Genomic DNA, 18,398 nt, shown 5'->3' with positions numbered 1-18,398 from the left:
GACCTTATCGCTCGGGGTGCGTCGCCGAGTCGAAGCCGCCGCGAACGAGCGGTTTTGCGATGTGACGGCGCGCACACGGCGGCACCTCGTACCAGCCGATTTCGAGGTCCCGCTCAACCGGGCGCTCGACTTTTCCGGGGGCGTCAGTCCCGCAGTCACGACACCGGTAACCCTGATTTCGACCGGCGCTCTTCATCGTCCGCTCGCAGTCGGGACAGGTAGGTGTCGTCGGTTCCGTCTGTACGAGGTCTCGAACCGCGAACTTCTCCAGTTTGAGCGTTTCGTCAGCCACCTCGCCGCACACGGTAAGGTCGTCGCCGACGCGGAGCGCCCGAACCCGGTTTCGGAATCGCTTCGTCGGTTCGAAGGCGGCCATCGTGACCGTTGCATCACCGTCCGAGAGGTCGAAAAAGACGTGTCCACCGGTTCGCGTCTCGGGTTCCGAGGCGACAGTGCCGGAAACGCAGTACGCGCGGCCGTCCTGAAGGTCGGAGAGTGTCCCGTCTCGGAGGTGCGCGTCGGTCCCCTGATTCGTGAGGAACGTCGCGGAGCGGTCGACCGGTTCGGAGTCGATAGCCCCGGCAACTTCACGGACGACGTCAGGGTCGTCGCCGCGAATGCCGTAGAGAATCGGCCCGGGCGCATTGGGAACGCAGACGGCCTCGCCTTCCTCGTGGTCGACGGTGTCCCACGCGTCGGGGTAGCCGGCATCCGCGGCCTCGAAGACGGAATCGTAGTCCACGTCGCGCGGCGTCCCGCACCGGTGGAACTCGCGATAGGAGATGTGTTCGTAGGTCCACTCGTCGAAGGCGGCCCACGCACCCACGGCGGCGAGCGCGCCGATTTGTCCCCGGCCGCCGTGCCATCCCTCGGACAAGAATCCCGAGTCGGCGGCGAGTTCGACGGCGTCGTCGAGGTCGTGGAAGTCGCGGATAGCATCTCGGGCGAAATCGGCGACAGCAGACGAGATGGTGTCAGGTGCACCCGGCGCGACGACGAGTCCCGGACTGGTTCGCTCGTCGTCGACGACGGCCCAACGGTCGAGTTCGGCGCACGCGAGGTCGAACGCGGTCCCGGCAGGCAGGTCGGTGTGAATCGCTAACGCCGCGTTCCCGCGTGTCTTGTGCTCGACTGCCGGATTCAACCGAATGAGCAGTTGGCGCTCGACGGTGCCGCCGTGGTCCGCAATCGCCTCGGCGACGAGTGTCGCGAGATAGGTTGTACACATCCCGAGCGTCCGGGAGTCGGTGTCGTCGAGGCCGATGACGGTCATCAGCGGAGATTACCGAAGAGTAAAGTAACGCCTTTCGGGTCGTCAGAGACTATATAAATACGGATTAAAGAAGGGAGAAATGTCGGCGAGGGCGTCGGTATCCGGGGAAAACGCTTTATGGTCCGAATCACTTATTGCCCCCTATGTCCCGGTCAGCGCTGGTTGGTAATGTCGCCGCGATGCTCCAAGACGCGGGCTTCGTCGTGAGCGACCGCATCGCCATCCGGCCGAAGAGCTTCGACCTCGCCGCACGCAGAGGTGAGGACCTGTTGCTCCTCAAGATACTGGGGAACATCGACGCATTCGACGGACTCACCGGTTCGGAGATGCGACGGTTAGGGTCGTATCTCGACGCAACGCCGCTCGTTATCGGACTTCGAACCCGAGATGAAGACCTCAAACCCGGCGTCGTCTACTTCCGTCACGGTGTGCCTGTGTTCAACCCGGATACCGCGATGGACATGTTCGTCGAAGGTGTTCCACCACTCATCTACGCCGCCCCCGGCGGCCTGTACGTGAGCCTCGACGGCGACATCCTCGCCGAAGAACGGAAGGAACGCGGCTGGAGTCTCGGCCAACTTGCAACCGAACTCGGCGTCTCGCGGCGCACCGTCTCGAAGTACGAAAACGGCATGAACGCGAGTATCGAGGTCGCAATTCACCTCGAAGAGCTGTTCGACCGGCCCTTCTCGAACCCGGTCGACGTACTCGAAGGTGCAGAGGACGTTCGGGACGCCGAGCCGACCCCCGAGGACCCGGACGTCGACCCCGACGACGAACACGTTCTGTCGGTGCTCACGGAAGCGGGCTTCACCGTCCACCCGACGTCTCGCGCGCCGTTCAAGGCCGTAAGCGAAGACGCCGGACGTCGAAAGAAGGCGAACGTCCTTACGGGCCACTCGTCGTTCACCCGGAGCGCCGAAAAGCGCGCCCAAATCATGTCCTCGCTCGGCAAGATTACGCAGACTCGCTCCGTGTACTTCGTCGAGGAGAGACAGAAACGCGAGTCGGTCGACGGGACCGGCATCGTCAGTTGCGAGGAACTCGCCGCCATCGACGACCCGGACAAGATTCGCGACCTGATTCGCGAGCGGACGCGCGACCCCGCCGAAATCTAACGGGTGGTCGGAGATGCCGCTATTGGCATCGCAATATATCAGCAAAAGGAGAGACGCGGCAAATAGCTAGACCGCGCCCGAGAAGAGTTACGCCGCCGAGCCGTAGGTTTCTTCGAGGTATTCGACGATGTCGCTGCTCTCGGGCATCCCTTCGACGCCGTGTGCCTCGTCGACGAGGACGGGAACGCCAGTCTGGCCGCTAATCTCTTCGACTTCGGTTCGTTCGGGGTGTGCACGGGGAACCATCCGCGATTCGTACTCCAAATCCAGTTCGGCGAGCTTGTTCTTCACTTTAACACAGAACGGACAGCCCTCTAGTTCGTAGAGGATGAGATCAGACATCGGTCCGTGGTATGGATGCACGGATAATGAGTGCCGTGGTCTTGTGCGTTGTCAGTACACTGCTCCGAAAGGCCAGTCGAACCGGGGAATGCCCATCGTCACTCAGGGAGGACGCGCTGGAGCGTGTCGAGAATTCGGTGCCGCGCCATGAAGAGTTCACCGCCAGTAGCCACGAGACCGACGCCGACGGCGCAGATGGCCCAAAAGAGGTCCCACGGCGACATCCAGACCGGACGGAGCCACGGCAAGAAGTGTGCCAGTCGAGTCGAAAGTCCGTTCATCGGCCCTTCGAGTGGCGTTTCCGCGAAGGTCGACTGCACCTGTTTGACGAAGCCAATACTCTCGTTTCCGCCCGCAGTGATGTTGGCACTGCCGGTGATGGGATAGCTACCGCTCGCGTTCATGTCACGAATCGTCGGACCCGTCGACTCGTCTTCGTAGGCGACGCGTTCGGCGTCGTACGGACCCCACGTGGCGTAATACTCCCAGACGACCTCGCCGGTCGGCGTAATCTCCATTACGCGATGGTTGAGCGTGTCGACGACGAGGGTATTCCCGTTGGGGAGTCGGTCGGCATCGCGTGGCCAGTTGAGGGTGTTCGACCCGACTGACCACGTCCGGACCCACTCGCCGTCTTCCTTTGCGTACTCGACGACGCGGTTGTTTCCACTGTCGGCGACGAGCATCGTGGGCGTCCCGTTCTCGCTCGTCAGCCAATCGGGGTTGTGCTGTTCGTTCAGGATGTCGTGGGCGTTGTCACGGCCGAGCCGGTCGACGATTTCTTTCGACTCCATGTCGATGATGACCGCCTGGTCGAAGTTTCGTGGCGAAAGCAAGAGTCGACCGTCGCCGATGTAGTCGACGTCGTTGACGTGACTCCAGTCGGCGTTGTGTCCGCCGTCGGTGTTTTCGGGGTAGTGGTTCTTGAAGTACCACTCCCACGTTATCTCGCCGGTCGAGCGGTTGTAGACCACGATTCGGTCCTCGCTACTGCCGGCAGAAGCGTTCCACTCGCGCATGTTGGCGATGAGGAGTTTGTCGTCGCCGAAGGCGTCCACGTCGTGGGTGTCCTCCATGTCGAATCGTTTCTCCCAGACGCGCTCGCGGGTGTCGGGGTCCAGTTCGAAGATGAGGGTTTCACCGCTCCGAGGCGACGAAATGAGGAGGTTTCCGTTCGGAAGTGGGTCGGCATCGAAGAACCACGCATTACCGCCGACCGAGTCGCGGTATTGCCACTGGAGGTCACCGCGTCCGTCGATAGAGACAACACGGGCGGGTTTCTTCGGGTTCGTGTTTCCGCGGAAGGTGTATCCCTGCACACTCACCACGGTAGACCCATTGGCGGGACTGGTGATAGTCCCCGGTTCGAGACTCGTCTGCTCTGACGGGTCGTACGTTAGCGCAGAGACCGCAGAAGGCGTAAGGAGGCCGATAATGAGGAGAAGAACGACCCCACGTACGGCGAGTCGCTCGTTGGGAATATTCATGCACTCGAATACTGAAGCGTACCCGTTCAATATTTTGTGTATCTCTCCGGAGAGAGCGAAATGCAGAAATCCCCCGGAAAGAGCGAAATGCAGAAATCCCCCGGAAAGAGCAAAAAGCAGAAATCCGAGGAGGGGTCGTCGGCGCGTGGTCAGACCTGTGCCTGAAGCATCCCGGAGGTACGGACGACGAAGTAGATGAAGAAGGCGACGGCGAGGGCCCACTGGCCTGCACTGATGTCGTCGTATTCACCGGCAGCGAGCTTCACGAGAGGGTACGAGATAATGCCCGACGCGATGCCGTAGGCGATAGAGTAGGTAAACGGCATGATAAGGATGGTCATACCGGCCGGGATGGTGTGAGTGATGTCGTCCCACGCGATGTCGACGACGTTGCGGAGCATCACGACGCCGATGACGACGAGCGCGATGTGCGAGGCGTACAGCGGAATCGCCGTTGCGAGGGGGACGAGCGCGAGCGAGGCGAGGAAGAGACCGGCGGTCACGAGCGCAGTCAAACCCGTGCGACCGCCTTCTTCGACACCCGATGCGGACTCGATGTACGTCGTGACCGTCGACGTGCCAAGCGCCGCACCCGCGGTGGTACCGACTGCGTCGGCCATAAGCGGCTTGTCGATGTCGGGGAGGTCGCCGTTATCGTCGAGGAAGCCCGCAACCTGTCCGACGCCGACGAGCGTGCCGGCGGTGTCGAAGAAGTCCACGAAGAAGAACGTGAAGACGATGAGGGCGAAACTGAACGCCTCAACGTTTCCGAAGCCCGAGATGAACGAGCCAGCAAGCGGTGTGATGTTGTAGGTTACGACTGACCCAGAACCGGGGACGACGAGGTCGAACGTTCCAATGACCGGGAGTGTAACGGCCGTAGTTCCCGCCGCGACGACGAGACCGGCGTCGAGACCGACGAGACCGAGCTGCGTCACTGCCCATCCGAGTACCGTCGTCAGAGCGATACCGAGCAGGATTGAACCCGGAACGTCCGCGGCGTAGAGGACGAACGTCATGAAGAGACCGACCACAGAGACGATAGCGACTGGATTCGACGCGAGACTACCGAGCGTGACGAGCGTTGCGGTATCGTCCACGACGATACCCATCGCCTGCAAGCCGATGATGGCTAAGAAGAGCCCGATACCAGTCCCGACGGCCATCTTGACCGGGTGCGGGAATATCTTGATGATGGCCTCACGCGCCCCGACGGCGGTGAGCACGATAAAGAGCAGCCCTTCCACGAACACGGCGGCGAGGGCCGTCTGCCACGAGATACCGAGCGCTCCGACGACCGTGAACGCGAAAAAGGCGTTCAGACCGAGACCGGGTGCTTGCGCGAACGGACGGTTCGCGTAGAACGCCATCGTGAGTGTCGCAATCGCGGCCGCGAGGATGGTCACGACGACGAGCATCGACTCGACTTGTCCCGGAGTGTAGCCGTCGATGATGATACCCGGCTTCGCGCCCGGGATACCCGTCATGATGTCCGGGTTGACCACGACAATGTAAGACATGGTCAAGAATGTCGTGATACCCGCGAGAATTTCGGCCTTGACCGTAGACCCGTGTTTATGCACGTCGAAGTAGTTTGCGAGGGTTTCAGATAGCCCCATGATGCACGACTAAGCATACCCAGTATTGCACACATAAGCATTACCATCCAGCCGGTGGAAATATACACAAACATGCATTGATAAGAGGCTTCGATAGAATCTACCCACACATAGGTGACTATTTTTGGACCACAATTAGCAGAAACAGCGGCTGTAGTGTCACCTAGCAATTACGAGAACACATCGAGAAGTTGGTGGAGTCGCCGATGAGCGCAACCGGGCGTCAGTAGCCGAGACGGGAGCCGTCGGAACTGGCATCACTGACGCGCGTGCCCACTGCAATCTCCAAGCCAAATCGTAACCCGTCGGGTCGATGCAAAGCGGAAGCAAAAGGATTCTGAAATCCCGTTCCTCACGTCCGAGAAAGCGCCGTTATTCGAAGATGCTGAGTGCGCCGACCGGTGCCTCGGTGAGTTCGCGGGCGCGGTTCGTTCCCTCGTCGCCGACGGCGATGAGCGCAAAGACGCCGGCGATGTTCGCGTCAGCCTGCAGAGCGATATCCAAGAGGAGTTCCTGTGTCTCGCCGGAGCGGATGAGGTCGTCGACGACGAGCACTCGCTCGCCGGCGTCGATGGCGCTCGCAGGGAGATAGTAGGTCAATTCGATACCGGAGGCGAGTCGCTGACGCGACTCGATGAAGTCCTCGACGGCGGTCTCTTTCGACTTCTTCGCGTACGCGAGGCGCGCGCCGAAGTAGCTCGCCATCGCGGCACCGAGGGTGATACCGTCGGTCGCCGCGGTCAAAATCACGTCCGGCCGTTCGAAGTTCAGCGTATTCGCTGCGACGGGCGCAACGAGGTCGAGGAACGACTGGTCGAAGACGACGCCGGAATTGTCGACGTAACCCTCGTCATCGAAGCGGACACGGGCTTCAAGTTCGTCAGCGAGTGCGTTTCGTCCGACACCTTCGACGACCTCGCGAGCGCGTTCGACACCGGGCAGGACGTGCCCGTTGACGTAGCGGTTGAGGTCGCCGGCCGGCAGCCCCGTGAGTTCGGCCAGTTCGTCGTACGTCCGGGTCTCTTTGAGCATCCGGAGTACGGAAACGGCCTGCAACTGGAGTGCGGCCTTCTCTGCTCTGTTCATGCCTTCGCCTTCGAGCTTGCACAAAAATGAATACTTCGATTGCAGATTGCACGCGAATTAGTCACAAGCGTGTATTAGTTGTCGGCGTCGGCGAGCAAGTCTTCGGCAGTAAGAAGCGACTGCAGTTCGATGTCGTGTTCGGCCAATAGTTCGTCTGCGCCCTCTTGACGGTCGACAACGACGATGACGCGGTCGACGACCGCGCCCGCATCGCGGAGCGCCTCGACGGCGTCGACTGCGCTCTGGCCCGTCGTTGCGATATCTTCGAGGACGACGACTTCTTCGCCGTCTTCGAGCGCGCCTTCGATTCGCTTCGCCGTGCCGTACTCTTTGGCCTTCTTCCGAGCGATGACGTAGGGTTTCTCCGTTTCGACGGCCGTCGCGGCCACAAGCGGAACGGCTCCGAGTGCGACGCCGGCGAGTTTCTCGTCGCCTTCGACGAGTTCCGCGAACGCCTCGGCGATGAGTTTCAGACACCGCGGGTCGGTTTCGAAGAGGTACTTGTCGACGTAGTAGTTGCTCGTGCCGCCGTGGGAGAGTTCGAACTCGCCGAACTGAACCGCGTCGGCGTCACGAAGCGCCTCGATGAGTTCTGTGTTCGCCATCTTGTTTCAACAGGAACGAGCAGGGCGCTTAAGCGGGTTGGTTCGGGGCGAAGTAGGGCAAGGCGGAGCGAAGTAGGGCAAGGCGGAGCGAAGTAGGGCAAGGCGGAGCGAAGTAGGGCGAGGCGGGGCGAAGCAGGGTGAAGCGGGGCGAAGCAGGGTGAAGCGGAGGCGGTAGAGTTCGTCCAACGCTGTACCGCGAGTGAGGTCGAAGACGACTCCGACGCAGAAAAGTGGATTACCAGGGCTCGTTCTTGAATCCAAGCAGATACGCGGCGACGTTGGTGACGACGTGCAAGACGGGCGTCATGACGAGAACGACGGCGAGCACGGGGAGTGTGAACGTCGCCGTGAACCACCCGGGCGCGGTGATGTACGCGAGGACGAGCGCGCCGACGACGAAGTCGAGTTGGTCGAGACCGGGGAACGCAGCACCGCGTTCACGACCCGTCCGGCGCTTCAGGAACGACGCGCCGATATCGCCGAGCATCGCACCGAGGGCGAGACCGAACCCGGCGACGACGGGGAACGTCGGGAGGTCGGTGCCGACCGCGCCCGAGACGGCCGGTTCAGCAGCGTTGAGGGCGAGCGCGAGGGCGGTTCCGGCGAGCGTCCCGGCCGCGGTTCCGCGCCACGTCTTTCCGTCTCCGAGGACGCGACTGCCGCCCCACGTTCGACCACCATCGATGGGACGACCCCCACCGGCGAGGACGGCGGCGTTGTTCGGCACATACGCGGGCAACATCGCCCAGAAGGCAGTAACGACGAGAGAGACGACCATGCGAGTTCGTCCGTGGGGGGGAATGTAAGTTCCGACGATTCGTCGCGGGGAGAGGCGACGACGTCACCCGATTACGGTTCGTCAGGGATGATAACTCTGAATACCGGACGGTCGTAATCTTTTATCATGATTCCGCCCATCGCGAGCAAGTTCGTCGCGGGAGAATCCGCGGCAGGGGCACTCGACCACGCCCGACAGATGAACGAAGACGGCGTGGCAGTTATTCTGAACCTCCTCGGCGAGCACTACCACGAGCGCGGTCCGGCCGATGAAGACGCCGACGCGTACATCCAACTGGTCGAAGATATCGCGTCGTCGGACCTCGACGCCTGCGTCTCGGTGAAGCCCTCGCAAATCGGACTCGACGTGGGTGACGACGTATTCGTCGAAAACTACCGACGCATCGCTGCGGCGGCCGACGACCACGGCGTCTTCCTGTGGTGCGACATGGAGGACCACGAGACGACCGACGTGACGCTCGACGCTTTCGAGGAACTCGCCCGCGAGTTCGGCGGCGGCATGGGACTGTGTGTGCAGGCGAACCTGAAGCGCACGCCCGATGACTTAGAGCGACTCGCCGACGTGCCGGGGAAGATTCGCCTCGTCAAGGGCGCGTACGACGAACCGGCATCCATCGCGCACAAGAAGAAGTCGAAGATCGACGAAGTGTACAAGGAACTGCTGGCGTACCTCTTTCGAGAGTACGAGGGCGGTATCGCCGTCGGGAGTCACGACCCAGAGATGATTGACTACGCGCGCGAACTCAGCGCGGAGTACGACCGCGACTACGAGATTCAGATGCTCATGGGCGTGCGTGAGGACGCCCAGCGCGAGCTTGCTGCTGAGGGCATCGAAGTGTGGCAGTACGCGCCGTACGGCGGCAAGTGGTTCTCGTACTTCTACCGCCGCGTCCGCGAGCGCAAGGAGAACGCGCTATTCGCGCTTCGTGCGGTCGTCGGTATCTAGGACAACTGTTCGACGGCATCGGTTTTGGACTGTGTCGTCACGACCCGTACTAGAAATCCCCTTATGCCCGCGGGTTCACGTACCGAATATCAATGTCCTCGTGGAGACGCGACTTCGCCAGCGGTCTCGTGGTCCTCGTACCGCTCATCGTTATTATCTATATATTTACAATATTTTACAATAGCATTATCAAAATTCCCTTCGTATCTACACTCCTCACAGGAGGGTCGGACCCAACCACTGAATCGGAGGTGTTCGGCTTCTTCGTTGCCATCATTATCTTCGTGTTGCTCGTCCTCTCGGTGGGCTACCTCATGCGGACGACTGTCGGGCGGGTGCTCGAATCGGGTATCGACGCGGCGATGAACAAGGTCCCGCTCGTTCGCATCGTCTACAACGCTTCTAAACTCGCAGTCGAAACGGCACTTACAGGCACCGAAGACCTCCAGAAACCCGTCCGTCTCGAAACGTGGCCGGGGATTCGGATGACTGCGTTCAAAACCGGCAAGAAGACCGCTGACGGCAGGGAAATCGTCTTCATGCCGACCGCGCCGAACATCACCACCGGCTTCGTGATGGAGGTCGACCCCGACGATATCGAAGAGACGGGCGAGAAAGTCGAAGAAGCCCTCACGCGCGTCCTTTCGGCTGGGTTCGCCGAACAGGACCACATCGACGAGTTCAACATCGAAGTCACGGAGGAGTCGACGGACGGCCAAGTTACGAACGAATAAGGCGCGGGCACTCGCCAGCGTCGTTTCTCGTCGCTGTCGTCGTTGAACCGCCGCAAAAAATCGCTGTGCTACCGCGTTACTGCTCTTCGACGTAGGTGAACCACTCTTCGTGGTCGTCGGTCTTGCGCTCGACGAGGTCGAAGAAGGCGGTCTGGAGTTCTTCGGTGACCGGGCCGCGCGTGCCCTCGCCGATGACGACGTTGTCGACCTTGCGGATGGGCGTCACTTCGGCGGCGCTGCCGGTGAAGAACAGTTCGTCGGCGGTGTGGAGTTCGCCGCGGCTGATGACGGCGCTGTCGTCGACTTCGTAGCCGTGCTCGCGGGCGAGCGTGATGACGGTGTCGCGGGTAATACCGTCGAGAATACTCTGCGAGAGTCCGGGGGTATAGATTTTCCCGTCGCGAACCATGAAGATGTTCTCGCCGGGTCCTTCTGCGACGTTCCCCTCCTTGTTCAGGACGATTGCTTCGACGTAGCCGTTTCGACGTGCCTCCTCACCGGCGAGAAGAGAGTTCACGTACAGACCGGTCGTCTTCGCGTTCGTCGGAATCTGGCTCGATGCGTGCTTACGCCACGACGAGACCATCACGTCGACGCCGTTTTCGAGCGCGTCCTCGCCGAGGTACGTTCCCCACGGCCACGCGGCGATGGCAACGTCGGTCGGGTTGTCCTTGGGGCTGACGCCGAGCGAGTCGTAGCCGTAGTAGGCGATGGGGCGGATGTAACAGCCGCCGAGGTCGTTCCGGCGGACGACTTCCAGTGTCGCCTCGGTGAGTTCCTCGGGCGAGTACTGGATATCCATGTCGTACGGCTTCGCGGAGTTGTAGAGCCGTTCGAGGTGTTCTTCCCAGCGGAAGATAGCCGGACCGCGGTCGGTTTCGTAGGCGCGAACGCCCTCAAAGATACCCGTACCGTAGTGGAGTCCGTGCGTGAGGACGTGAATCTGTGCGTCCTCCCAGTCCACGTATTCGCCGTTCATCCAAATCGTGGACACGTCCATATCATCGAATCCCATATACCTGCCTTCGGAGGCCCCCCTCTAAAATCATGACGAACCGGCCACAGCGGCCCCGATGATTTTGTCTGTGCAACACCACTTCCGGGGTATGGCCCTCGAATCTATCGCCGTCACGGGCGGAACTGGACAACTCGGTCCGACGGTTGTCGCTCACCTTCGGACAAACGGCTACACGGTGACGAACCTCAGTCGCCACAGCAAATCAGCCCTCGCGGACCACGACTACCGGGTGAGCGCCTTGGATTCGGGCGACCTCACGGCGACGCTCAGTGCAGTCGACGCCGATGCCATCGTCCACCTCGGGACCATTTCGACGCCCGACCACGACCCGGGTCACCGCGTGTTCGAGAGCAACGTTCAATCGACGTACGTCGTCCTCGAAGCGGCGGCCGCTCTCGACATCGACAACGTTGCCATCGCATCGAGTATGAGCGCCATCGGCGGGAGTTTCGAACCCGACCCCGCTCGAATCGACTATCTCCCGATTGACGAGGGCCACAGAGAAACGCCGTCGAACCCTTACGGACTCGGAAAGTACATCGCCGAACAGACCGCGACGGGGTTCTCGCGGCGAGACGATGCGCCAAAAACCATCGCCAGTCTTCGGTTTCCGTGGATGCCGAGCAAGGAAGAAGCGAGACAGACCTTTGCCGAGCGAGACCGGTCGCTTTCGGGACTCAAAGAGGCGGGCTTCTTCCACACCGCGCGGAATACGCTGTTTTCGTATCTCGGACGCGAGGACGCGGCGAGGCTCGTTCGGCGCGCGCTCGAAGCGAACTACGAGGGTCACGAGGAGTTCTGGGCGGCGGCAGCGGACACCTCAACGACGGTCGAGTCGGCGACGCTCGCACGTGACGTCTATCCCGACGCCGACGTTCGGGACCAACTGTCTGGACACCAATCACTCGTTTCGACGGAGAAAGCGAAGCAACTCCTCGGATGGGTACCCGAGTGGTCGTGGCGCGACGGGCAGCGTGGAGAATAAAACGCGAAGCGGGCCAGTCGACTCAGACGAGTTCGTCGAGGAGGCGGTCGCCGTCGACGAACGCGAGGTCGTGTCTGGCGGCGTAGTCGGAGGCCGCCGTCTTCGAAAGTGCCGCGCCGGACTCATCATCGAGCATCTCGCAGACGACGACAGCGGGCGGAAGGGCCGCTTCGTCGGCCAGCGCAAGGCCGAGTTCAGTGTGTCCCTGCCGGTCTTCGAGCAGGTTCGGCGCGCCGCGGAGCAGGTGGACGTGTCCGGGTGCGCGGAACTCGCCGCCGAAATCGTTGGCCCCGTAGTCGCCTGCGCGGGTCGCCTCGGCGACGGGTGCGAGTCGGGAGATGGTCATCGCCCGGTCGCGGTCGGTGATACCCGTAAACGAGTCGCGGTGGTTCACCGTGAACGAAAACGACGAACGCGAGTCGTACGCGAGGTCGTGTGCGGCGGCCGCCGGGTGGTCGAGTACGTCGTCCATGAACGGCAGCGAGAGCGTCTGGGCCACGTCGTTCGGGAGGGCGACACAGACGAGTCCGCCGGCATCGTTTCGCATCCGGGCCACATCGGCGGGGCGAACCGCACCTGCCGGATAGACGATGTCCGTTTCTCCTTCGCGGTCGTCGAAGTCGTGGATGAGCACCGGGTCGCCCGCGCGGAACGCGTCGAGGACGCGCGAAACGGCATCGAGGTCGGTCTCGGCGGGGCGACTCATTCGAAATCAGCCTCCTCGACGCGGACCGTAATCGTGTCGCCGTCGGACAGGTCGAGTTCGTCGCGGAGTTTGTCCGGCGCGATGATTTCGAGTTGCGACTCGTCGTGGTGGGTCCGTTCGGGAACGATGATGTGGACGGGGTCGTACGACTCGTCACCGACTTCGATAACGGCCGCGTAGCAGGTGGCCGGGCCGAATGTCCGCTCGTCGTCCTCCCACCCGTCGATTGGGACTGCGTCGAGTGCGGACATCCCCGCGCGAGTGCGGATGGCGTCATCGTCGAGGCGGACGTTCAACGTACCCGGGAACGGTTCGTAGCCCAGTCGCTCGGTGAACTGCTCCATGTAGCCCGGAAGCGAGATGTAATGGCGACCCTCACCCATCCCGCCGGTCACCTCGCCTTCGAGGACGACCACTGACGGCGTCTCGAAGATACGACGGTAGTCCGCGTATTCGTGACGGAGCGCCGACTCACCGGAGTCAGTGATGGTTATCCACTGGCCGTCCGCGACAACTTCGCGGTCGATGAAATCGGCCTCTTCGAGGCGCTGGAGACGGCGTGACGCCGTCTGGTTGGAGACATCCAGCCGGTTTGCAAGCCCTGAACAGGAAACTTTGACCGGACCGGAGCGGCCGCCGTCGAGCGCAACGAGTTTGAGCGTGGCCAACTCATCGAACCCGACCGTCGCGGCGACTGCCGATTCTGACATATCACACGATTCGAACGCTCATCCCATAAGCGTATCGTAACTGAGATGTATCTCAAAAATGTGATGGAGTGTGGAGTAACCGGCTGAACTGCGTACCCATTCCTTTCAATCGATTACGGGTAAGTCCGTCGGTCAGTCTATCGGTTCAAGAAACGCGGAAGTGGAGGTGGGCTGGATACCCGCTGGCTGTTCTGGAGAGACCAGTGGGACGAAGGAACGGTGGGTGGTGGAGGGTGGGTGTGGGCTGGTGAATGGTGGATGTGGGCTGGTAGATGGTGGGTGTGAGTTGGTGGATGTGGGAGAGTTGGTTGATGGATGGTGGGTGTGGGTTGGTGGATGGTGGGTATGGGAGAGTTGGTTGGTGGGTGTGGGGGAGTCGGCTAGGGGGTAGTTGGTGGGTACGAGGGGTTGGTTCGGGTTTGACGCGATGGGGGGGACAGTTCAGAGCGACGATGCTCTCCGTTCTGCGCTCACTTGTGAGATGCCCGCATTCGCCGAACAACTGGGACACGCGTAGACGCGCCCTTCGTGGTCGCCGAAGACGCGGACGAAATCACTCGACACGAACGCATCGCAGTGGTTGCAGTGACTCATGGGTGTGGGGTGAGGGCAGGTCGTCCTGCCTCGATTTGAATGTAGTTCGATTACAATATATGGATACTACCTAACTAGTAAGGACTAGGCCGAAACAGAGGTTTTCGGTTCGGAGGAGGTCAAGAGGAGAGGTTTGGCGGCAGGTAGCAGTGAGCGTAAATCCGACCCGAACGCAAATACGGCCACGTTTGCCCGGACGGTTCGGAAAGGCCTTTAGCCGCCTGCCGAGAAACCGCGTACATGTTCAGACAGTTCCGCAAGGAGGTCGAGACGGCGCTTTCTGCGGCGCTCTCGTCGCTCGACCTCCCCACCGACGACCTCGGGGTCGAGGAACCGCCGGAGGACGTCCCAGCAACGCTCGCCTCCAGCGTCGCCTTCCGACTGGCTGGTGTCGTCGGCGCCGCGCCGCCGAAGATTGCAATCGACATCGCCGAAGAAGTCTCCGTCGAGGGCTACGATTACCTCGGCAAAGTCGACACGCAAGGCCCGTACGTCAACTTCCACGTGACCGACGCGTACTACGACGATACGCTCGACGCCGCGGCGGACGACACCGAGTACGGCCGTCTCCCGTCGACCGGCGACAGCGTCGTCGTCGAGCACACGAGTGCGAACCCAACCGGCCCGGTCCACGTCGGGCGCGCCCGCAACCCCATCGTCGGCGACGCCGTCGCCAACCTGCTCGACTTCGCCGGCAACGACGTGGAGCGGCACTACTACGTGAACGACGCCGGTCGCCAGATGGCCGTCTTCACGTGGGCCTACGAGACGTTCGACGAGGAAGACCTCGACAGCGAACCCGAGCGCGACCGCATCGAGTACGACCTCGTTCGCTACTACCGCAAGGGGAATGCTTTCCTCGAAGAGGCAGACCCCGAGGAGGTCGAGGCCGCCGAAGCCGAAATCACCGAGATTCTACAGGGCATCGAGGAGGGCGACGAAGAGACCTACGCCCGCGTCGAGACCGTCGTCGACCAAGTGCTCGGCGGGATGCGCGAGTGTCTCGAACGTCTCCCCGCGGAGTTCGACGAGTTCGTCAAGGAGACGCGCTTTATGTTCGACGGGAGCACTCGCGACCTCGCAGACCGCCTCAAAGAGACCGAGCACGCGGTCTACGAGGAAGACGCGTGGCAACTCGAACTCGACGAATACGACATCGAGAAGAACCTCGTGTTCCTTCGCTCGGACGGCACGTCGCTGTACACGACGCGCGACCTTGCCCACCACGAGTGGAAGTTCGAGAACTACGACCGCGCCGTGACCGTCCTCGGCGAAGACCACAAACTGCAGGCTGGCCAACTTCGGGCCGCGCTCGACATCCTCGGCAACGACGTGGACAAGCTCGAAAACGTCATCTTCTCGTGGGTCAACCTTCCCGGCGGCCTCGGGATGTCCACCCGCAGGGGGACCGGCGTTATGCTCGACGACCTGCTCGACGAGGCCATCTCGCGTGCCCGCGACGAAGTCGAAAAACGCCTCGAAGGCCGCACCCGCGACGACGACCTCGACGAGGAAGACATCGACCGCATCGCCCGGCAGGTCGGTATCGGGGCGGTTCGCTACGATATCGTCTCGAAACAGCCGACGAAGGCCATCACCTTCGAGTGGGACCAGGCGCTCAACTTCGAGGCCCAGTCCGCTCCGTACATCCAGTACGTCCACGCCCGCTGCTGCGGTATCGTCGACGAGGCAACCGCCGCCGGTATCGACGCCAGTGAGGTCGACCCCTCGGTCCTCACGACCGAGGCCGAGCGCGACCTGCTCCGTACGATTGCGCGGTTCCCCGCGGTTATCGAGGCAGCGGCTGACGACCTCGAACCGCACACGATTGCGACGTTCGCCCGCGAACTCGCGGAAGTGTTCAACACCTTCTACCGCGAGTGTCCCGTGCTCGACGCCGACGAAGAAGTCGGTGCCGCGCGACTCGCACTCGTCGAAGCCTCACGGAACGCAGTGGCGAATGCGCTCGCTATCATCGGGGTAGAAGCGCCCGAGTCGATGTGACCACGGGCTGAATCGTTTTTCTCGGCAGTTGTTTTTGCTGCGTTAGAACAGGAGTGGGAGCACGGCCGTACCGGAGATAATCGACCCGCCGAGAGAGAAAACTGCTGCGGCACCGCCGCCGAGCGCAAGGACTAGGAACAGCACTATCCACCAGAAGGGGACGGACTCAGATTCTGCCATAGGGGGCTTTCCGCAGACGCGAGTAAAAGGCCTTCCCGTTTAGCCGAGGAAGCGACTGAAGAATCCCTTCTTCTTGTCGTCGTGTTCGTCGTCATCGAACGACTCGACTTCCTCGACGAGTGACGTGGTGTAAACGCCCTCTTCCTTGCTGTTCTCATCGGGGGTGTCTTCGGCTGCTGCGTCTTCGGCGGACGCGTCTGCCTCAGTGGTCGGTTCGGCTTCGGCGACGAGCGGGTCGTCCTCGGATTCCGGTGCTTCGGTGACGACGGAGGACGAATCGTCGGTATCGGAGTCGAAGGGGACGGAATCGGTAGAGTCGGGTGAGCCAACAGTAGCGGGTGAATCCGAATCGACGGGGCCGGTGGAGTCCGCGGGAGCGGATTCGGAGGGGTCGACGACTGCGTCACCTGCCAGTGGGTCAGTCCCCTGCGTTTCGGGTTCAGTATCAGAGAACGTGGATTCGTCGGCGGTTGGGGAGTCCTCGACGCTCTCGTCGAGGTCCGCAGCGAGTGGGTCGTCGCTGCCGCCGATGGCATGGTCGGTGCCGAGTTCCGTAGCACTGTCATCGACATCCGCTGCCAAGGGGTCGTCGTCAACACCGCCAGCGGGTGAGTCGTCGGCAGCGTCGGAGGCTAACGGGTCGGCAGCATCGGTAGCGTCGTCGGCTAACGGGTCGGCGGTATTGTCAGCTACCGAGTCGGTAGTGTTAGCTTCTGGATTGGTGGTATTAGCTACCGGGCCAGTGGAGCTAGCCACCGGTGGTTCGTCGTCGTCCGAGACCGTGTCCTGTTCGTGAGACGGCGACTCGGCCGGGTCGTCCGGAGCACCTCCAGAGAACGGAATTGAGGCGGCGAAGTCGTCGTCATCGGTATCGGACTCGTCTTTGAGACCGGCTTCCGCATCAGTAGTCGAAGTGGACGACTGGGGTGGTTGTGTCGTGGTCGCCTCCGAATCCGTCGTCGATTCGAGGGGTGGTTCAGAAGTTTCTGATTCGGAGTCTACGTTAGTGTCTGCGTCAAATACCGGATTGGAGTCTATGGCCTCGGTCGTTGGTTCCGGTTCAGGTTCCGGCTCCGAAACCGTTGGTTCAGCCGGTGGTTTCGACTCGGATACTGACGTTGGCTCCGGTTCTGGCTCGGAGGCTATCGATTCGGTCACTGGCTCGGGGTCGGATTCGGGTTCGGGTTCCGACTTCAGTTCTGTCTCTGATTCGTGTTCCGGCTCTGGCTCGGGTTCCGGTTTCGACTCCCGCTCGAACTCCGATTCCGGTTCTGAACCGGATTCCGCATCCGTCTGGACGACGGACACATTTTCCGCCGTATCGGCGGTGGCGTCAGTTTTGGACGCAGAAACGGGTGCATCCGATGGTTCTGCTTCGGAATCAGTTGTATCCACAGACGAATCCGGAATCGGGACCGGCTTGCCCGTGAGTGCTTCCGCAAGTGCCCGGTAGCCCGCGGCGGCGATGCTGTCGGGCGAGCGGGCGACGACCGGAACCTGGGTGCTGAGTGCCTCGCGGATGGACGGGTCCTCCGGTACGACCGCGATGACACCAGCGTCGAGGGTCGAAGCGACAACCTCGGCGTTCGGATTCGACTGGTCGACTCTTGTAAGGACGACACCGACCATCTCGGCCCCGATTCGTTCGCCGAGCTGTCGGGTCTTTTCGGTGTCGCCGAGGGCCTCGCGCTCCGTCGTAGAGACCAAGACGACCTCGTCGGAGAGCTTCAGCGGGACGAACGTGTCGTCACTGAGGCCCGCGCCAGTGTCGACGATGACGATGTCGTAGCTCTCCTTGAGCGTCGAGATTATCGGGTCGAGTTCCTTCGCGTTCGCGCGGGCGAACGCTTCCAGCGCGTTCGAACCCGGCAGGACTGAAAGTCCCGCTGGACCTTCGTAGATGGCCGATTCGACCGTCGTCTCACCAGTGAGCACGTCGTGAAGCGTCGCCCCATCTGGGTCGACGCCGAGGGCACCAGCGAGATTCGGCATCCCGAGGTCACCGTCGACGACAACGACATCGTGACCAGCCATTGCGAGGGTGGTCCCGAGATTGGCCGTCGTCGTCGTCTTTCCAACCCCGCCTTTTGCGCTGGCAATTGCGTACACCCGTGCCATGATTCCAACGTCGAAGTCCACCCATGACAGCCACATAAATGTTCGCCGACCGTTCTCGGTGTTGATTCGCGGTAC

General features: G+C 61.8%; 18 protein-coding genes. 5 read left to right on the top strand and 13 right to left on the bottom strand.

Annotation, left to right across the window (positions count from 1 at the left end):
- Window positions 1-4: 4 nt before the first annotated feature.
- Window positions 5-1,273, bottom strand: a complete 1,269-nt coding sequence (locus tag HFX_RS01580) for a tRNA(Ile)(2)-agmatinylcytidine synthase (protein ID WP_004058186.1) — start codon at window positions 1,271-1,273, stop codon at window positions 5-7.
- Between the two features lie 143 nt (window positions 1,274-1,416).
- Here HFX_RS01580 and HFX_RS01575 point away from each other — a divergent pair, with 143 nt between their 5' ends.
- Window positions 1,417-2,391 (top strand): transcriptional regulator, encoded by a 975-nt coding sequence (locus tag HFX_RS01575; protein ID WP_004058189.1) that lies wholly within the window; start codon window positions 1,417-1,419, stop codon window positions 2,389-2,391.
- An 87-nt stretch (window positions 2,392-2,478) separates the two neighbouring features.
- Here HFX_RS01575 and HFX_RS01570 read toward each other — a convergent pair whose 3' ends face one another.
- The 6 genes from HFX_RS01570 to HFX_RS01545 form a co-directional block, all read right to left on the bottom strand.
- On the bottom strand, window positions 2,479-2,733 hold the full coding sequence (locus HFX_RS01570; protein ID WP_004058191.1) for a glutathione S-transferase N-terminal domain-containing protein: 255 nt from the start codon (window positions 2,731-2,733) through the stop codon (window positions 2,479-2,481).
- Window positions 2,734-2,831: 98 nt separating this feature from the next.
- Window positions 2,832-4,220, bottom strand: a complete 1,389-nt coding sequence (locus tag HFX_RS01565) for an aryl-sulfate sulfotransferase (protein WP_004058193.1) — start codon at window positions 4,218-4,220, stop codon at window positions 2,832-2,834.
- Window positions 4,221-4,369: 149 nt separating this feature from the next.
- On the bottom strand, window positions 4,370-5,839 hold the full coding sequence (locus HFX_RS01560) for an NCS2 family permease (protein WP_004058202.1): 1,470 nt from the start codon (window positions 5,837-5,839) through the stop codon (window positions 4,370-4,372).
- Window positions 5,840-6,211: 372 nt separating this feature from the next.
- On the bottom strand, window positions 6,212-6,925 hold the full coding sequence (locus HFX_RS01555) for a phosphoribosyltransferase family protein (RefSeq protein ID WP_004058204.1): 714 nt from the start codon (window positions 6,923-6,925) through the stop codon (window positions 6,212-6,214).
- A gap of 74 nt (window positions 6,926-6,999) precedes the next feature.
- Entirely contained in the window at window positions 7,000-7,530 is a 531-nt protein-coding gene (pyrE, locus tag HFX_RS01550; protein WP_004058205.1) for an orotate phosphoribosyltransferase, read from the bottom strand.
- Window positions 7,531-7,765: 235 nt separating this feature from the next.
- A complete protein-coding gene (locus HFX_RS01545; RefSeq protein ID WP_004058207.1) occupies window positions 7,766-8,308 on the bottom strand; it encodes a CDP-2,3-bis-(O-geranylgeranyl)-sn-glycerol synthase in 543 nt (180 codons plus the stop codon).
- A gap of 126 nt (window positions 8,309-8,434) precedes the next feature.
- On the opposite strand from HFX_RS01545, the gene HFX_RS01540 reads away from it, so the two are divergent.
- Both HFX_RS01540 and HFX_RS01535 read left to right on the top strand, forming a co-directional pair.
- Window positions 8,435-9,274 carry a proline dehydrogenase family protein gene (locus HFX_RS01540; protein ID WP_004058209.1) on the top strand — a complete coding sequence of 280 codons (840 nt, stop codon included), beginning with the start codon at window positions 8,435-8,437 and terminating at the stop codon, window positions 9,272-9,274.
- Window positions 9,275-9,366: 92 nt separating this feature from the next.
- On the top strand, window positions 9,367-10,008 hold the full coding sequence (locus tag HFX_RS01535; RefSeq protein ID WP_004058211.1) for a DUF502 domain-containing protein: 642 nt from the start codon (window positions 9,367-9,369) through the stop codon (window positions 10,006-10,008).
- A gap of 76 nt (window positions 10,009-10,084) precedes the next feature.
- On the opposite strand, the gene HFX_RS01530 is transcribed toward HFX_RS01535, so the two are convergent.
- Window positions 10,085-11,023, bottom strand: a complete 939-nt coding sequence (locus HFX_RS01530; RefSeq protein ID WP_004058213.1) for a branched-chain amino acid transaminase — start codon at window positions 11,021-11,023, stop codon at window positions 10,085-10,087.
- Between the two features lie 91 nt (window positions 11,024-11,114).
- Here HFX_RS01530 and HFX_RS01525 point away from each other — a divergent pair, with 91 nt between their 5' ends.
- Window positions 11,115-12,011, top strand: coding sequence for an NAD-dependent epimerase/dehydratase family protein (locus HFX_RS01525; RefSeq protein WP_004058215.1), 897 nt, complete (start codon window positions 11,115-11,117; stop codon window positions 12,009-12,011).
- 22 nt (window positions 12,012-12,033) lie between these two features.
- Here HFX_RS01525 and ribB read toward each other — a convergent pair whose 3' ends face one another.
- The 3 genes from ribB to HFX_RS19925 all read right to left on the bottom strand — a co-directional run bounded on the left by ribB (window position 12,034) and on the right by HFX_RS19925 (window position 14,021).
- Complete coding sequence (gene ribB / locus HFX_RS01520) at window positions 12,034-12,717, bottom strand: 3,4-dihydroxy-2-butanone-4-phosphate synthase (RefSeq protein ID WP_004058218.1); 684 nt, start codon at window positions 12,715-12,717, stop codon at window positions 12,034-12,036.
- Window positions 12,714-13,427 (bottom strand): DUF120 domain-containing protein, encoded by a 714-nt coding sequence (locus tag HFX_RS01515; protein ID WP_004058219.1) that lies wholly within the window; start codon window positions 13,425-13,427, stop codon window positions 12,714-12,716. The genes ribB and HFX_RS01515 overlap by 4 nt, the downstream gene beginning before the upstream one ends.
- Window positions 13,428-13,868: 441 nt before the next feature.
- Entirely contained in the window at window positions 13,869-14,021 is a 153-nt protein-coding gene (locus HFX_RS19925) for a DUF7563 family protein (RefSeq protein ID WP_169330954.1), read from the bottom strand.
- A gap of 240 nt (window positions 14,022-14,261) precedes the next feature.
- Between HFX_RS19925 and argS the strand changes: the two genes are divergently transcribed.
- The gene (gene argS, locus HFX_RS01510; protein WP_004058220.1) at window positions 14,262-16,025 is read left to right on the top strand and encodes an arginine--tRNA ligase; all 1,764 of its coding nucleotides are present in this window, start codon (window positions 14,262-14,264) and stop codon (window positions 16,023-16,025) included.
- A 42-nt stretch (window positions 16,026-16,067) separates the two neighbouring features.
- Here argS and HFX_RS19920 read toward each other — a convergent pair whose 3' ends face one another.
- Both HFX_RS19920 and minD read right to left on the bottom strand, forming a co-directional pair.
- Window positions 16,068-16,205: a hypothetical protein gene (locus tag HFX_RS19920; RefSeq protein ID WP_004058221.1), complete on the bottom strand. Its 138-nt coding sequence runs from the start codon at window positions 16,203-16,205 to the stop codon at window positions 16,068-16,070.
- A 39-nt stretch (window positions 16,206-16,244) separates the two neighbouring features.
- Complete coding sequence (gene minD, locus HFX_RS01505; protein ID WP_004058222.1) at window positions 16,245-18,323, bottom strand: cell division ATPase MinD; 2,079 nt, start codon at window positions 18,321-18,323, stop codon at window positions 16,245-16,247.
- Window positions 18,324-18,398 lie beyond the last annotated feature (75 nt).

Origin of the sequence: Haloferax mediterranei ATCC 33500 (assembly GCF_000306765.2) — an archaeon.
Lineage (GTDB): Archaea > Halobacteriota > Halobacteria > Halobacteriales > Haloferacaceae > Haloferax > Haloferax mediterranei.
This window is presented reverse-complemented; position numbering and strand designations above follow the sequence as displayed.

Excerpts from the sequence above, each read along its gene's own strand:
- HFX_RS01580 (WP_004058186.1), bottom strand. The coding sequence starts at position 1,273 with ATGACCGTCATCGGCCTCGACGACACCGACTCCCGGACGCTCGGGATG.
- HFX_RS01575 (WP_004058189.1), top strand. The coding sequence starts at position 1,417 with ATGTCCCGGTCAGCGCTGGTTGGTAATGTCGCCGCGATGCTCCAAGAC.
- HFX_RS01570 (WP_004058191.1), bottom strand. The coding sequence starts at position 2,733 with ATGTCTGATCTCATCCTCTACGAACTAGAGGGCTGTCCGTTCTGTGTT.
- HFX_RS01565 (WP_004058193.1), bottom strand. The coding sequence starts at position 4,220 with ATGAATATTCCCAACGAGCGACTCGCCGTACGTGGGGTCGTTCTTCTC.
- HFX_RS01560 (WP_004058202.1), bottom strand. The coding sequence starts at position 5,839 with ATGGGGCTATCTGAAACCCTCGCAAACTACTTCGACGTGCATAAACAC.
- HFX_RS01555 (WP_004058204.1), bottom strand. The coding sequence starts at position 6,925 with ATGAACAGAGCAGAGAAGGCCGCACTCCAGTTGCAGGCCGTTTCCGTA.
- pyrE (WP_004058205.1), bottom strand. The coding sequence starts at position 7,530 with ATGGCGAACACAGAACTCATCGAGGCGCTTCGTGACGCCGACGCGGTT.
- HFX_RS01545 (WP_004058207.1), bottom strand. The coding sequence starts at position 8,308 with ATGGTCGTCTCTCTCGTCGTTACTGCCTTCTGGGCGATGTTGCCCGCG.
- HFX_RS01540 (WP_004058209.1), top strand. The coding sequence starts at position 8,435 with ATGATTCCGCCCATCGCGAGCAAGTTCGTCGCGGGAGAATCCGCGGCA.
- HFX_RS01535 (WP_004058211.1), top strand. The coding sequence starts at position 9,367 with ATGTCCTCGTGGAGACGCGACTTCGCCAGCGGTCTCGTGGTCCTCGTA.
- HFX_RS01530 (WP_004058213.1), bottom strand. The coding sequence starts at position 11,023 with ATGGGATTCGATGATATGGACGTGTCCACGATTTGGATGAACGGCGAA.
- HFX_RS01525 (WP_004058215.1), top strand. The coding sequence starts at position 11,115 with ATGGCCCTCGAATCTATCGCCGTCACGGGCGGAACTGGACAACTCGGT.
- ribB (WP_004058218.1), bottom strand. The coding sequence starts at position 12,717 with ATGAGTCGCCCCGCCGAGACCGACCTCGATGCCGTTTCGCGCGTCCTC.
- HFX_RS01515 (WP_004058219.1), bottom strand. The coding sequence starts at position 13,427 with ATGTCAGAATCGGCAGTCGCCGCGACGGTCGGGTTCGATGAGTTGGCC.
- HFX_RS19925 (WP_169330954.1), bottom strand. The coding sequence starts at position 14,021 with ATGAGTCACTGCAACCACTGCGATGCGTTCGTGTCGAGTGATTTCGTC.
- argS (WP_004058220.1), top strand. The coding sequence starts at position 14,262 with ATGTTCAGACAGTTCCGCAAGGAGGTCGAGACGGCGCTTTCTGCGGCG.
- HFX_RS19920 (WP_004058221.1), bottom strand. The coding sequence starts at position 16,205 with ATGGCAGAATCTGAGTCCGTCCCCTTCTGGTGGATAGTGCTGTTCCTA.
- minD (WP_004058222.1), bottom strand. The coding sequence starts at position 18,323 with ATGGCACGGGTGTACGCAATTGCCAGCGCAAAAGGCGGGGTTGGAAAG.